General features: G+C 48.9%; 10 protein-coding genes and 2 pseudogenes. 3 read left to right on the top strand and 9 right to left on the bottom strand.

Annotation, left to right across the window (positions count from 1 at the left end; all coding sequences use genetic code 11):
• The gene (hrpA, locus tag PT300_10385) at positions 1 to 3,903 is read right to left on the bottom strand and encodes an ATP-dependent RNA helicase HrpA (GenBank protein ID MDF7680964.1); all 3,903 of its coding nucleotides are present in this window, start codon (positions 3,901 to 3,903) and stop codon (positions 1 to 3) included.
• 140 nt (positions 3,904 to 4,043) lie between these two features.
• Between hrpA and PT300_10380 the strand changes: the two genes are divergently transcribed.
• On the top strand, positions 4,044 to 4,649 hold the full coding sequence (locus PT300_10380; GenBank protein MDF7680963.1) for an FMN-dependent NADH-azoreductase: 606 nt from the start codon (positions 4,044 to 4,046) through the stop codon (positions 4,647 to 4,649).
• Between the two features lie 61 nt (positions 4,650 to 4,710).
• Here the strand turns inward: PT300_10380 and PT300_10375 are convergent, their stop codons facing one another.
• The 8 genes and pseudogenes from PT300_10375 to vgrG all read right to left on the bottom strand — a co-directional run bounded on the left by PT300_10375 (position 4,711) and on the right by vgrG (position 12,080).
• Entirely contained in the window at positions 4,711 to 5,034 is a 324-nt protein-coding gene (locus PT300_10375) for a YdbL family protein (GenBank protein MDF7680962.1), read from the bottom strand.
• Positions 5,035 to 5,042: 8 nt separating this feature from the next.
• The gene (locus PT300_10370) at positions 5,043 to 5,270 is read right to left on the bottom strand and encodes a YnbE family lipoprotein (GenBank protein MDF7680961.1); all 228 of its coding nucleotides are present in this window, start codon (positions 5,268 to 5,270) and stop codon (positions 5,043 to 5,045) included.
• A pseudogene (locus tag PT300_10365) lies at positions 5,265 to 6,233 on the bottom strand (YdbH domain-containing protein). Before PT300_10365 ends, PT300_10370 begins: the two are co-directional and overlap by 6 nt.
• A 205-nt stretch (positions 6,234 to 6,438) precedes the next feature.
• The gene (locus tag PT300_10360) at positions 6,439 to 6,768 is read right to left on the bottom strand and encodes a hypothetical protein (GenBank protein ID MDF7680960.1); all 330 of its coding nucleotides are present in this window, start codon (positions 6,766 to 6,768) and stop codon (positions 6,439 to 6,441) included.
• A 106-nt stretch (positions 6,769 to 6,874) separates the two neighbouring features.
• The gene (locus PT300_10355; GenBank protein ID MDF7680959.1) at positions 6,875 to 7,075 is read right to left on the bottom strand and encodes a Tox-REase-5 domain-containing protein; all 201 of its coding nucleotides are present in this window, start codon (positions 7,073 to 7,075) and stop codon (positions 6,875 to 6,877) included.
• Between the two features lie 443 nt (positions 7,076 to 7,518).
• Complete coding sequence (locus PT300_10350) at positions 7,519 to 8,385, bottom strand: DUF6402 family protein (GenBank protein MDF7680958.1); 867 nt, start codon at positions 8,383 to 8,385, stop codon at positions 7,519 to 7,521.
• Between the two features lie 498 nt (positions 8,386 to 8,883).
• The gene (locus PT300_10345) at positions 8,884 to 9,678 is read right to left on the bottom strand and encodes a hypothetical protein (GenBank protein MDF7680957.1); all 795 of its coding nucleotides are present in this window, start codon (positions 9,676 to 9,678) and stop codon (positions 8,884 to 8,886) included.
• Between the two features lie 9 nt (positions 9,679 to 9,687).
• Positions 9,688 to 12,080 (bottom strand): annotated as a pseudogene (gene vgrG / locus PT300_10340) (type VI secretion system tip protein VgrG).
• Positions 12,081 to 12,679: 599 nt separating this feature from the next.
• Between vgrG and sapA the strand changes: the two are divergent.
• Both sapA and sapB read left to right on the top strand, forming a co-directional pair.
• The gene (gene sapA / locus PT300_10335; GenBank protein MDF7680956.1) at positions 12,680 to 14,323 is read left to right on the top strand and encodes a peptide ABC transporter substrate-binding protein SapA; all 1,644 of its coding nucleotides are present in this window, start codon (positions 12,680 to 12,682) and stop codon (positions 14,321 to 14,323) included.
• The gene (gene sapB / locus PT300_10330) at positions 14,320 to 15,285 is read left to right on the top strand and encodes a putrescine ABC transporter permease SapB (GenBank protein ID MDF7680955.1); all 966 of its coding nucleotides are present in this window, start codon (positions 14,320 to 14,322) and stop codon (positions 15,283 to 15,285) included. The genes sapA and sapB overlap by 4 nt, the downstream gene beginning before the upstream one ends.
• Positions 15,286 to 15,355 lie beyond the last annotated feature (70 nt).

Below are 15,355 nucleotides of genomic sequence, written 5' to 3'. Positions count from 1 at the left end.
TCAGGCCGTGATCTGCTCCATCGCCTGTAAAATACGTTTATCAGAGACCGGATAGGGCGTACCCAGTTGTTGGGCAAAATAGCTAACCCGCAGCTCTTCGATCATCCAGCGGATCGCCTGGATATCATCATCGTTACGGCGCTGAGGCGGCAGCTTGTTCAGCCATTGTCGCCAGGCTTGCTGGAGATGTTCAATCCTGAGCATCTGCGCGCGATCACGATGGGGGTCCACCGCCATTTTTTCCAGCCGTTTCTCAATCGCCTGCAGATAACGCTGGGTATCGGCCAGCCGCCGGAAGCCATTCGCGGTGACGAAACCACGATAGATCAGCCCGCTTATCTGCGCTTTAATATCAGCAAGCCCGAGCGCCATATTCATATCCACCCGCCCTTTCAGTCGTTTATTGATATTAAATACCCGCGTCAGGATCTGTTCAACCTGCTGAGCAATATCGACAACGGTATCGTTAAGTTCGCCGCGAACCTTGTTATGCAGCCGGGTAAAAGAGGCTTCACACCATACCGGGCCGCCTGCGTCAGCGATCAGTTTGTCCACGCCACAGGCGATGCAGTCATCAATCAGATCCAGCACCTTACCGTAAGGATTGAAATAGAGCCCCAGTTTCGCTTTGTTTGGCAGCTTCTCATGCAGATATTTAATCGGCGAGGGAATATTCAGTAACAACAGACGACGCAGCCCCTGCCACATCGCCTGTTGTTGTTCGGCTTGATTATCAAACAACTTAATAGCGACACTGTCACTTTCGTCAACCAGCGCGGGCCAGGCTTTTACCCGATAGCCGCCACGCTTTTGCTCATAACTTTGTGCCAGCTCACCGAAACTCCAGATATGCAGTCCCTGTTGTTCGATGCCATCATCCGCGATGGCCGACAGTGTCTCCTGTACCTTGTCCCTGAGCCGCTCTTTTAATGCTGCCAGTGAGCACCCTTCTGCCAGCTTGCGGTTATTCTCATCCACCACCCGAAAGGTGATCTTCAGGTGATCAGCGATCTGATCCCACTGCCAGCTTTCACGATCAACCGTGACTCCGGTCATCAGGCGCAGTTCGCGTTCCAGGGCATCGAGCAAGGGTAATGCCTGCGGGGTTGCCCGGCCGAGAAAGGCTTCGGCATAATTGGGTGCCGGGACAAAATTTCGCCGTACCGGTTTAGGTAATGATTTGATCAGTGCGATAATCAGTTCCCGGCGCAGGCCCGGGATTTGCCATTCAAATCCGTTTTCCGTGACCTGGTTAAGCAGTGGCAACGGAATATGTACCGTGACGCCATCTGCGTCGGTGCCGGGCTCAAACTGATAGGAGAGCGCTAACTTCAGATCGCCCTGATACCAGAAATTGGGGTAATCCAGCTTGTTGATTTGCTCTGCACCCTCTTTTATCAACATACTCTTTTCGAAGTTGAGCAAATCCGGTGTGTCATGGCGAGTTTGTTGCCACCATTTATCAAAGTGACGTGCAGATATAACTTCAGGGCTGATGCGCTGATCATAAAAAGCAAACAGCGTCTCATCATCGACCAGAATATCGCGACGACGCGATTTATGCTCCAGCGCTTCGATTTCGTTACGCAGATTAAGATTCTGGTGGAAAAAAGTGTGTCGTGTCTGCCAGTCACCTTCGACCAGCGCATGGCGGATAAACAGTTCCCGACACAGGGTCGGATCTATCTGACTGTAGTTGACCTTGCGCCCGCTGACGACAGGTAAGCCATATAGCGTCACCTTTTCGCTGGCCATGACCGCGCCTTGTTTTCGCTCCCAGTGGGGTTCACTGTATGACCGTTTGAGCAGGTGCAGAGCGATCGGTTCCACCCATTCCGGATCAATACGGGCGGCAATCCGCCCCCACAGGCGACGGGTTTCCACCAGTTCGGCGACCATGACCCATTTTGGCGGTTTTTTAAATAATCCCGAGCCCGGGAAGAGCGCAAAACGGGCATTGCGGGCTCCGCAATACTCCTGTTTTTCGCCCTCTTTATGACCTATATGCGATAACAAGCCGCTGAGCAGAGCGCTGTGAATTTCACGATATTCCGCGGGCTGGCTATTTACCGCTAATCCCAGTGCTTTCACTGCCTGGCGCAGTTGAGTATAGATATCCTGCCATTCACGGATCCGCAAATAGTTAAGGAAATCGCTGCGACACAAGCGACGAAATGCGTTTGTCGGTAATATTTTTTGTTGTTCATTCAGATAGTTCCATAAATTAATTATCGTCAGGAAATCCGAATCTTTATCAACAAAGCGGCGGTGTTTTTCATCCGATGCCTGTTGTTTATCCAGCGGTCGTTCGCGTGGGTCCTGAATAGACAACGCAGCGGCGATAATCATTGCTTCCCGCACACAACCCTGGGTTTGTGCCGCCAGTACCATCCGCGCCAGACGGGGATCGACTGGTAGCTGACTGAGCTGACGTCCCAGCGGAGTCAGGGCATAACCGGCCATGTTCCCGGCGTTGTGGATCGCTCCCAGTTCTTCCAGCAGCCGTATCCCATCCTGAATATGGCGTTTGTCCGGTGCTTCGACAAACGGGAATGCGGCGATATCACCGAGGCCAAGCGCCGTCATCTGCAAAATAACCGAGGCCAGATTGGTGCGCAGGATTTCCGGGTCAGTAAATTCGGGCCGTGACAGGAAATCCACTTCAGAATAGAGGCGGATGCAGATCCCCTGCGAGACGCGACCACAACGTCCTTTACGCTGATTAGCTGAGGCCTGGGATATGGGCTCAATCGGCAGACGCTGGACTTTGGTACGGTAGCTATAGCGACTGATCCGCGCCATACCGGGATCGATAACGTACTTGATACCAGGAACCGTCAGTGAGGTTTCCGCAACATTGGTGGCCAGCACAATACGTCGGCCGCTATGGGGCTGGAAGATACGATTTTGCTCACTGTTTGATAAGCGGGCATATAACGGCAACACTTCGGTATGGCGTAGTTCGCGTTTATTCAGGGCATCAGCGGTATCGCGAATTTCCCGTTCACCGCTCATGAAAATCAGAATATCGCCCGCACTCTCACGCTCCAGTTCATCGACCGCGTCAAAAATAGCCTGCAATTGATCGCGATCGCCATCATCCACCTCATCCACGATCGGACGGTAGCGCACTTCCACCGGCCAGGTACGGCCAGAGACTTCAATCACCGGTGCGTGATTAAAATGGCGTGAGAAACGCTGGGGATCGATCGTTGCCGAGGTAATAATGACTTTCAGATCCGGGCGTTCGGGGAGCAGTCGACGCAAATAACCGAGCAAAAAATCAATATTCAGGCTGCGTTCATGGGCTTCGTCGATAATGATGGTGTCATACTGGCTCAGTAAGCGATCCTGCTGGATTTCCGCCAGTAAAATACCGTCGGTCATCAGCTTGACCAGCGTCTGATCACTGACGTGATCGTTAAAACGCACTTTATAACCCACACAGCCACCCGGTTCACTGTTAAGCTCTTCGGCAATCCGGCTGGCAACAGTGCGCGCTGCGAGGCGACGCGGTTGCGTATGGCCGATAAGACCTTTTATTCCGCGTCCCAGTTCGAGACAGATTTTAGGTAGCTGCGTGGTTTTACCTGAACCGGTTTCCCCGGCGACAATCACCACCTGATGGTCACGAATCGCCTGCAATATTTGCTCTTTTTTCTGGCTGACGGGAAGGTTTTGCGGGTAGCTTATCGGCGGACACGCCGCTTCACGGCGGCGGACTTTTTCAGTCGCCTCTGCTATCTCTTGCGCCAGCTGCTGAAGAACGGCCTGCCGGGCGGCGGGATCTTTCACTTTTTTCGTCCCCTGCAGGCGGCGGGAAAAGCGTGTTTTATCACGCAGCATCAGGTCGTCAGTCGATTGAAATAGTTGCTGAAGAGTGAACTTTTGTTGTTCTGTCATAGCGTTATTGTATAAAGTGCTGCCTGAGAATATCTCTTCTGGTGTATGGATATTACCACATCTGCCTCACTGATGTTTCGGCAAAACGACATATCGTAGCCAAAGCAGTGTACTGTTCCTCACGTAAAAAGGAAAAAATGATGAGTCAAGTATTAGTGCTAAAATCGAGTATTCTGGCAGCGGATTCACAATCCGGGCAATTGTCGGACTATTTTGTTGCCCAATGGCGTAAACAACAACCAAACGACAATATCGTGGTCCGCGATCTGGCCGCCGATCCGATTCCGGTGCTGGATGGCGAACTGATGGGCGCACTGCGTCCCACTGGCGCACCATTAACGCCCCGCCAGCAGCAGGCACAGGCTTTGTCTGATGCGCTAATTGCAGAATTGCAGGCCAGTGATCTGATTGTGATCACCGCGCCAATGTATAACTTCAATATCCCCACACAACTGAAAAACTATTTCGACTTGATAGCGCGCGCTGGCGTGACTTTCCGTTATACCGAAAAAGGGCCTCAGGGGCTGATTACCGGCAAACGGGCGATTGTGCTGACCAGCCGTGGCGGTATTCATAAAGATACCGCTGCTGATCTGGTCACCCCTTTGCTAACCCTGTTCCTGGGTTTTATCGGCATTACGGATATGCAGTTTGTCTTCGCCGAAGGTATCGCCTACGGCGCAGAAGCGGCAGCGAAGGCGATATCGGCGGCAAAAGCTGAGATTGATACGATCGTCGCAGCCTGATCACATGGCAGATGGCGAGCGCGCTGATTAACGCTGTCGCCATCTGTTTTTGTATCGCAGGTTATTTACGTAACCACTGGCCGTCAACACCCTGGACATATTCCCCCGCCGGTGCCCGTGCCACCAGTTTTTGCCCGGCGATAGCGGCAATCTGCGCTAGCGGTAAATGATTTTTCTCCGCCAGCTGTTGATAGTCTGCGCGTCTGGCAGCATTGATTTGTGCGACCAGATCCCGTGTTTGCTGATCCTGCTGGCGCGCAGCGAGATAGCCGCTGAGCGTTTCCCTTGCCCGCCCCTGGCTGCGTGCTTCACCCAATGTTAATGACCATACGGATGAGCTGAACAGCGGCAGCAGCATTACTGCAACGATCTTCCATTTTTTCATTAATCACCTCAGAAGAGATCGCTACGCGATTTGAGTAACGCTTCGACATCCTTATCGACCGAAATATGAATTTCATGTTCGATTTTAACATTCATATTGATCGTAATCGGCTCCTTTGAGGCGGTGATTTCCAGCCTGGGTGGCAGCCTGTCAGTATGATCGCGGCCAGTATGGCCGTTAGCCCTTTTTTCATTCTTATTCCTTACCTGTTGCTTTTCCGCATGACCCGCAGGCAATCTGACATGTTGTTCAAACCAGGTCTGGACATTGTCGCCGAAACGCAAATTGCGCCATAGATCGAACATATTCTCCTGGTGAGCATAGTTAAGATGGACGGTGTTGCGCTTGTCGCCGAAACGACTGACCCCGCTGACATTGGCGTTGAGTGTCAGCCCGCCGCGATTGTCCATATTAATATGCGCCCATGAGCGGTTGATCTCCATATAGCGCAACCAGTTAATGGCGGCACCCGCGGCGATATTGTCGTTGACCAGCGCATCCGCCATATCTTTATCCAGACGTAAGGTCATCGGGCCGGGATTATTCAGCCAGCCATCCTGAATGATCCACTGATTATTATTCAGCCACAGTGGCAGCGCGCCGTTAAACGCACCGGACAGCGCAAATTGTTTAACATTGATGGCACTGATCAGTTCGCTACTGGAGAGCTGTTGCAGGCGCAGAAGTGCTGGCGTGTGCTGGGGCATACGCAGTTGCTGTATCATTACTTTGCCGCCCAGCACATCGACACTGACGTTACTCAGTTGCAGTGGTGACTGTTCGCTCCACGGCCAGGCCCCCTGTAAATCAGCGCTCAGATAACGGGCGGTAATTTGGTTGATGACTTCGTCAATCCGCAATGAAACCGGACGCCGGGTGCCCAGATGCCAGACCCCCTGACTGACGCGAAAGGGCAAAACGAAATTAACGCCATTGATTTGGTTATCTGGCATCCACGCTCTGCCACCGGCGAGTACCGCATGGCCACCCGCGGTAAATTCATGGGTCGTCGCCGAAAAAGCCACCTGTGCATGCAGCATTCCACTACGCAGCATCATTTTCCACGCCGGTGGGATCAGCGGCTGAAAAACCGTTAATGACTGTTTTGGCCACCAGGCTTTGCCACGTAAACGTTGATGATCGCGGCGGCCGGTGACCTGTACCGGCCCTATCTGCCCGGCATGAAGCGTGCCGCGAAAGGCTTTGTTGAATAATAGTGAACCATGCTGTTTTATCACACCTGTTTTGGTCATAAATGCTGGTCTCTACTGCGAGAAGCTTCCGACCCTGACCTTAACCTTCTGATTTTACGTCGAGGAAGACCGATGTTTTTGTAGGCACGCAGCATAATATCTATTTATTCAACAAAGCCGTGAAGATATCAAAAACAGGCAGATACACAATTTAAATTACAGGCTCCATTTTCCGGTAATCAATGGCATTACTATAATCACCTTTACCATCCCAGACACTTTCAACAAAAAGAGGATAGTCTCTCTTATATCTTTTTTCCCATTTTAGAAATGTATCGTTACTAATTTTATTGTTTTTAAACGCTATGTGTGATAATGCTTGCTTTTTTGAATAGCCAGTTTCAAACCATTCAAACTGATGGCCAAGTAAATTATTTAATTCCGAAACTAAAAACGATAACTGCTCAATGATTTCTGAAAATGGAATATCAGGCAAATGATTTCTAAAAGAGAAATTTACTGACATTTCAATATTCATCATTATAGCTCCCAACGTACAATAATATCCTTCATGTCCTGGAATATTACTGTAAAATATTTAGTACTGATTGGTTGCATGAAAATCCAAACGACTTTCAATGGTTGATTTACTGTTGCGACAGCCTGATGCCGGGCTGCCTGGTTAATCGCACTGTTATTGCCAGTCCACCAGTTTTTTTCTGGCCATCAGCCTTAAAAAACTGATCATACCGCGCCTTCGCCTCCTGGAACTGACATCGTTTATCTTTCCAGCTATCAAACGACACGCCGCAGTATTTAAACCCGAATTCTGAACACTCTCGTGCCATTCCTTTTTTAAGTATCTTACTGGAATGGCACAGAATTTATAGCATTCTCTGATAATCAGCTCAACTGTCTGTTAATAACCGTTATTTATCTAATTCATATGACTCGTAACCGCCGTCCTCCCCCGGGTAGAAAAGATAATGTTTTTCATTATAAACATATATAATTGCATCATATGCTGTAATATTCGCAGTGCCATAAAAAAATGATGGTCTGAATATAACACGCTGGTCTTTATCATACAAAATAAAATAATAATTTTCACCTTGTAGATATTTATAAAATGAATATGGAGATATAATTTTTGTACGATATATTACGGCTGTATATTTTTTGTCCGGACCAATATGTGAAGCTCTCTTATCACTATTACTCAGAAATAAAGTTGAGGGTAAAAAAAACCAGGCCACAAACAAGATAATCAGTATAATAACTGTTCTTATTTTCATAATTTTATTACCCTTTTTTTAGCTAATGGTTCCGTCCAGTATACATCCGAGAAAATCATAAAATCCCCTCCTGTGTTATGCTTGTTTTGCCATTTACGAAAATCAGCATTAAACACCGGAACAAAGCCTGAAAATTTACGGGCCAGATCGCCCCAGTCCGAATACAAGTAAGATGACATATATAATGTTGACTCCAGCTTGCTGAGAACTCGATCTTTACTCCAGATACCTAAAGGTTCTGGATATTCATCATCAGTAAAGTCGTAAGTATCTTTCAGATAATAGCCAACTGACTCAACATTAAAAAATGACTCTCCATTACGATTTTCAGTACTCCCACGAACGCAAATTTTTAGATTTGAAATGCCTATAGCTCCATACCATTCATTAACAGTATCTATTTTTGTTCCTATTTTTGTCACATTAACTTGCGCTGTATCTTCCAGTACTCGGATATCATCAGTATAACCAATTGATACATTATTTTTTAGATAATCACCTTGTTGTAAAAGCCGTTTTTTTAGCAAATCCCTGCCTTTTGGGCTATCCCATTTGCCACTCAGGTATTCGATTCCTTTAATGACCTGTTCAAACTGAATGGCCCAGGACATTTTTACAATATCACAATTAACTTCACCGTCAGGAATATCCAGCGCCTTTCCATTCTGATATTTATTTTTAGTCTCTTCAGTAAAAGCCAGTGCAGGTTTTGTGTTAAACCAATGCCTCATTAATTTTGCTGCAACAGGCCAGTTCATTTTATCCATCGCATCCGGGATCATATCAATATGAAAGAAGTCCACACTGACTTTCTTTTCCTGCTTTGCCTTATCTTTTGTCGTGGTTGTTGATGCAATTGCCATTATTTTGTCCCTGCTCAACCAAGTATAGCAGAATTTGCTGACATCCTGAATTAGCGATAATTTTCAGATAATAAAATCTTTAGTTTGAGGTTGAATGAGCATATATTGCGTTATTTTTGAGTAATGGGTGCACAGATCCATTAAATTTTAAATCATTCATTTTTGTTTTTTAACAATCTATAAAAAATAATTAATGTATATCCAGATAAACAAGAAACAAACATTAATATAACCCGGAGTGGATTGCTTTCATACCAACAATAAAACATAAATATAATGAATACACTAAGGATAGTTATTGAATACTTCACTCTTATAAAAGCTGAAAGGAATATAGCAGGGATCATAATATATCTCATGTATGCCATTATAAATCCCAGGGTAACTCCTTTACTTCGTGATGTAAAATGATCCATATACCAATCATGGCCAAAATCATGGACAATAACTACAAGGATGCAGCTAAGGATTGCAATTAATATATTTACTAAAGTGGCTTTATTTTTTCCAGATTCCATATTTTTCTAACTCGCTATTTTTTATTGGCTCGCCAAGAACTTCTGCTTTTATTAAATGATTTATTTCTTTCATGACAGCAGATGGATGTGATTTACCTGAAGGCTCTAATTTATATGTAAAACGCTTACTGGCAAATAATGCTCCTCTTAAAACGAAATAGTTATCATATTCATTAGAATAATCAACACCTCCTGTGAGCGTTCCATCCCACCAATCAATTCCAATTTGTACTGTCTTAGTTATACTATGATTGCTGCGGTAGGTATCGATGGCAAATGGAATCTGACCAACAGCATCTGTCCAGTAAGGGATTTCAGAGATTAATACCAAAAGATATCCCGCCCCTCCCTCTGGATTCTGCTTCCAGTCACCTTCCATATTTTTATAAAAGCTATAAAATGGCCTGTCAATTAAAGAAAATTTAACGACATCGTCCCATGTCAATATTTTATAAGCTTCTTTTACATAGCTTGCCTTGTTAATATATATCAACCTCCTATAATTATCAGCCAAAGGCTCAAACCATTGGTATTTTAATTTGTCATATAGATATTGAGCTGTCACTATTGCAAATTCATTCTCTTCGCCTCCTTGTAAAACAAACAAAACATCACCATTTCTTCTGGTTATAATTAAAATATTTGGCACTTCAACTTCATAAGGTGTAATGTCATGCTCTGGAGTTGTATTCCCTCTAATACCTAGTTCCGTTTTTCCATCTTTCGTCACAATAAGATAGGATTTCCTAGCGATCTCAATGTTAATTTCTTTCATTATTTATTCTCAACTTATAAAGATCCAATACTCAGATTCTGTTGTACTCTTGTCGATGTAACCACTGGTACCTGACCCAGAAAGTAATTCTTCTCCTTCCATTGATTCAACACGATAGTTAACATTAGAAGAAAATCTTATCTTTCTGTCAAAATACCGCGTAATCATTTCCATCTGTTTCAATGACTCAATTGGCAGGTCTCTTGCCCCGGCCGTCATCGACCTTTTCACCTTCCGCATATACGTTGCTGTCGTGCCGTACTCCACTTTCCCGGCCTCCAGCCGCAGATAACTGCCGCCGCCGATGAGCGTGATGCGCTTCTTTCCGGCAAAGGAGATGTCGCTCTCCGAGCTCAGCGTCAGCTTCTTTTCCGCAAACAACCGCAGGCTGTCATTTTGCGCCTGCATCTCCACCGGCCCTTCTCCGGATTTCAGGCTCAGCGGGCCGGTGTGGGCAAACAGTCCCGGCTTCTCCCCGGCCAGGGCCGTCATATTGCCCATCACTCCGATGCTGATATCCCCTCCGGCGTTGACAGCCACGTTTTGCGCGGCGGTCAGCTGCATATCTTCACCGCTGGTCAGCGCCACACCTTCCGGCGCCGAAAAAAGTATCGCCTCATTGAGCGGCTTCAGCCGCTGCTCAAACATCTGTATCTGACTGTCAATATCCGCTTTCAGCGCCTGTGCCTGTTCTGCTGCCTCTGTCAGCTGTTGCAGGTACTGACTGAGTCGTTCGATTTCCTTCAGCGCCGCATCCCTGTCCAGCGCTTCACCCTGTGCTTTCGCCTGAGCATCCGCACTGATAAACAGCCCTTTACCGGCGCGGATAACCCCGTGTTCATCGGTGCGCAGTTCACTCCCTGCGCCGCGGTATTTTCCCTGGCTGTCCACCAGGTGTCCGCTGTTGAGCTGGGTTTTGCCATATTCCGTGGTGAGTTTGATATGCTCCTCTCCGCGTTTGTCTTCCATCCGTAGTTTCGAATTAGCGGGCGTTCTGAGGATATTCCGGGTGTGGTTATGCCGGTTCACGGGGTCCGGATGTTCAGCATCGTGCAGGGCATACGCAATGTACGGCAGGTCAATATCACCATTGCTGTACGCAATCGCCACTTCAGTGCCGTCAGTCAGCGGTGTATGCCAGCCCAGGGTGTCACCGGCATACGGCTTCGCCATCCGCAGCCACAGATAACCAAATCCCCGCTCTGTTTCTTCGCGGTCGAAGTCCAGCTTTACCCGGTAGCGCCCCTGGTCATCCAGGTGGGCGTATATGTCGTTCTTTTCCCGGCTTTCAATCCGTGCTGGCAGCGTGCCCGCAATCACCGGACGCGGGATTTCCCCGGACGGTAACAGTAACGTTCGGTATAAGGCATACCCCATACCGAGACATGGAGACGGGAGTCACGGCTGCCCCGGAAGGTCACCAGCGTCAGAATGACTCCGTCCTTCAGCGCCCTGATGATGTTGCCCTGCGGCTCCAGCACCTGTCCCGGAGTAAGATGTGAGGCATTGCTGAACAGGTGTATCCGGGCGGTTTTGTTCAGCGCACGCTCATGGTGAAGCCGGGCGTAGAATGCCCCGCTTTCGGTTAACGGTTCTGGCTCAGTGTCATCTCCCGCCTCGCGATATGGCACAGCGTAGCGGTAATGCTCCCCGGTCGTTACTGCGTCATTACGTACACTGACCGCCGTATCCATCGGCGTGGAGGCGGTGCGATAGTTGTAGTCACGGCTCCTGACCGTGCCGGTGGCCAGATTATGCCAGCTGCGCACATCCCAGACTGACTCTGCTGCGCCATCAAACAGGCCAGATGGCTCGCAGTACGGCAGGCGCACATCAAACTGATAGTTGAGCGGGCTGTCGGCAAAAATATACGTATCCAGCTCGCGGGTGTGGTCCATCTCCGTGCGCCAGTAAATCCCCACCTCCGACAGAATGCGCTGGATGAACTGCAAATCCGTTTCCCGCCACTGGGTGATAACTTCACGCGCCGGGCAGGTGCGCTCCAGCCTGAATTCAAAATCTGGCCCCTCCAGCCCGTGTCTGCGCAACACCTGCTCCACCACCTCCGGCACCGACTGGTTCTGAAAAACAGCGCTCTGCCGGGTGTATTCCAGCAGCGCCAGGCGGGAGCTGAGCGTGACCCGGTAATGTGACTGCTCTTTTGAAGTGGAGAGCCATTCGAGGCAGGTGATAATGCCGTGAACATTTTTACCGCTGCGCATCCGGAAAGAGGCATATTTCATCAGCACCTGTTCCGGGGTGATATTCGCCTGCTGGCTTGTGAACTCAATCTCCCATCGGAACGGTTCGCTCAGGGCTTCCCGGCCGTGAAAGCGCAGAATATCCGGCTTTACCGGACTGTTATTAATATCCAGAAAGTAACGGCTCTGCCCGTTATGCATGATGTTACTCCTCTACCGGCTTCAGTAAGCCATACCGTAATAGCCTGGCCCATCAGGCTATTTTACTTGCCATTTTGGCCCTGGGCAGTGCTCGAAATCCTCACGTACTTCGTGTACGCTGCGGTTTCTCCGCGCTGTCCGTGTCCAGACTGGCTGCGCCAATAACGCCTGATGGGTCGGCTCTAAGTGCAAACCAACAGCAAAATAAAGAGATATCCGGTGGAACAAATTATCGGAATTGATCTGACAAAGCGAGTTTTTCAGATGCGTATCGTGTCCGGTAAGTGAGTACGCAAAACCCTTACTCAGACAAATCGGGCGCTCAATAGTAAAAATTCCATGTCTGGACACCCTGGATAACACCCGCTGCTGGAGAAAGCGACGAGAAAAAGATACCATACTTCATCTCTGTCATATTGCCTGCACAGGCTGAGAAGTGTGTAAAGTGATGGAATATACTCATCAGTCAGCATTTTGTTTTATCTCTCTGAGAACCCGATTTTACGGGCTATTCGGGCCGTGGGGAGCACCCGAAACTCTCACTGACGACAGGTTCGCTGCGATTTCGCACGCCTGGTGGGATGGACTCTAACTCTATTATGCGCTTGAAATTATCCTTGCTGTTAGCGACGGTATTATTCCTGTGCGATCAGGCTATCGCCACGGCACCATTACTGACCCATGCTGATATTCGTGATAGCGGATTTGTCTACTGTGTTAATGGCCAGGTCAATACCTTTAGTCCTCAGAAGGCCAGCAGTGGTCTGATCATCGATACCTTAGCTGCCCAGCTTTATGATCGTCTGCTTGATGTCGACCCTTATACTTATCGTCTGCGTCCCCAGCTGGCGGAACGCTGGGAGGTGTTGAATCATGGCGCGACATATCGCTTCCATCTGCGTGACCATGTCGCTTTCCATACCACTCCCTGGTTTAAACCCAGCCGAACCCTGAATGCTGACGATGTCATTTTCACCTTCAGCCGTATTATTCATCGCGATAACCCGTGGCATGAGGTTAACGGCAGTAGCTTCCCCTATTTCGATAGTTTGCAGTTCGCTGATAATGTGCAAAGCATACAGAAACTGGATAATAAAACCGTCGAATTTCGCCTGAAACAGCCGGATGCCTCATTCCTCTGGCACCTGGCCACCCATTATGCTTCCGTGATGTCTGCCGAATATGGTGAGCAACTTACCCGCCGTGATTATCAGCAATTGCTGGATCGTCAGCCGGTTGGCACCGGGCCGTTCTATCTCAGCGAATATCATGCGGGCCAGTATGTCCGTCTGCAACGCCATGGGGATTACTGGCGTGGTGTACCGAAGATGCCACAGGTTGTCGTTGATTTCGGCTCTGGCGGCATCGGGCGGTTGTCTAAATTATTAACCGGCGAGTGTGATGTTCTGGCGTGGCCGGCGGCCAGCCAGTTATCGATTTTGCGTGATGATCCGCGTCTGCGTTTAACATTGCGCCCGGGCATGAATATCGCCTGGCTGGCATTTAACACCGCCAGACCGCCACTGGATAACCCGGTGGTTCGCCATGCTCTGGCACTGACGATTAATAATCCACGCTTGATGAAATCCATTTATTACGGCACCGCAGAAACGGCGGCCTCCCTGTTACCCCGCGCCTCATGGGCTTACGATAACGAAGCGAAAGTTACCGAATATAATCCGGCACAGGCGCGTGAGGAGCTGAAAGCATTAGGACTGGAAAATCTGACCCTGAAGCTGTGGGTATCCACTCGCTCCCAGATGTGGAATCCCAGCCCGTTGAAAATGGCCGAGCTGATTCAGGCCGATATGGCACAGGCGGGGGTAAAAGTTATCATCGTGCCGATCGAGGGGCGCTTCCAGGAGGCCAGAATGATGGATATGAACCACGATCTGACGCTTTCGGGCTGGGCAACCGACAGTAACGATCCCGATAGCTTCCTGCGCCCGCAACTGAGTTGCGCCGCCATTGGTTCGCAAACCAATTTTGCCCACTGGTGTAATCCGGAGTTTGACGAAGTGCTCCAGAAGGCATTGCGTTCACAGCAATTAGCTTCCCGTATTGAGGCTTATAAAGAAGCACAACATATTCTTGCCCGTGAATTGCCGGTACTGCCGCTGGCTTCTTCATTACGTTTGCAGGCTTATCGCTACGATATCAAAGGGTTAGTGCTTAGTTCCTTCAGTAATACCTCTTTCGCCGGTGTCTGGCGAGAGAAACAGGATAAGGTGCCAGCACCATGATTATTTATACCCTGCGGCGTGTTTTGCTCCTGATCACCACGCTCTTTTTTCTGATGCTTATCGGCTTTAGCCTGAGTTACTTCACGCCCCATGCGCCGTTACAGGGAGCTTCATTGTGGAACGCCTGGCAATTCTGGATTATGGGTCTGCTACACGGGGATTTTGGCGTGTCCAGTATTAATGGCCAGATGATTTCCGCACAGTTAAAAGAAGTTTTTCCGGCCACGATGGAACTGTGTATTCTGGCGTTTAGCTTTGCCCTGTTGATCGGCATTCCCACCGGGATGCTGGCCGGGATGATGTATAATAAGTGGCCGGATACCCTGATCAGCGCGCTGGCATTGCTCGGTTTTTCCATCCCCGTATTCTGGCTGGCGCTGCTGTTGACGCTGCTTTTCTCCCTCACCCTCGGCTGGTTTCCCGTCGCCGGACGTTTCGATCTGCTGTATGAAGTGAAAACCGTCACCGGTTTCGCGCTGATCGATGCCTGGCTTTCCGATTCCCCCTGGCGTCATGAAATGATTATCAGCGCTGTCCGTCATATGGTGCTGCCGGTGCTCACTCTCGCTGTCGTACTGACGACCGAAGTCATTCGTTTAGTTCGTCTTAGCACCCATGAAGTGTATGATACCAATTACGTCAAAGCCGCTGCCACCCGTGGTGTTTCTCAGCGCAAAATTCTGTTTCGTCATGTTTTGCATAATGCACTGCCGCCGGTAATCCCTCGTCTTGGATTGCAGTTTTCCACCATGCTGACCCTGGCGATGATCACAGAAATTGTGTTTAACTGGCCCGGACTGGGACGCTGGTTGCTTAACGCGGTTCGTCAGCAGGATTATGCCGCTATCTCAGCGGTTGTGATGGTTATCGGCACACTGATTATTACCATCAACGTGATATCCGATATTTTAGGCGCCATGGCTAACCCACTGAAACACAGGGAATGGTATGCCCTGCGATAGCCGTTCTCCATCCGCGCCTCGTTGCGATTGATCATTCAGGCACGAGATACAACAAAAGGGATATCAGATA

It is taken from the genome of Enterobacteriaceae bacterium ESL0689 (assembly GCA_029433525.1).
Classification (GTDB): domain Bacteria; phylum Pseudomonadota; class Gammaproteobacteria; order Enterobacterales; family Enterobacteriaceae; genus JAQTIF01.
Note: the sequence above shows the minus strand (reverse complement) of the source record. Positions and strands in the feature narration are given on the sequence as shown.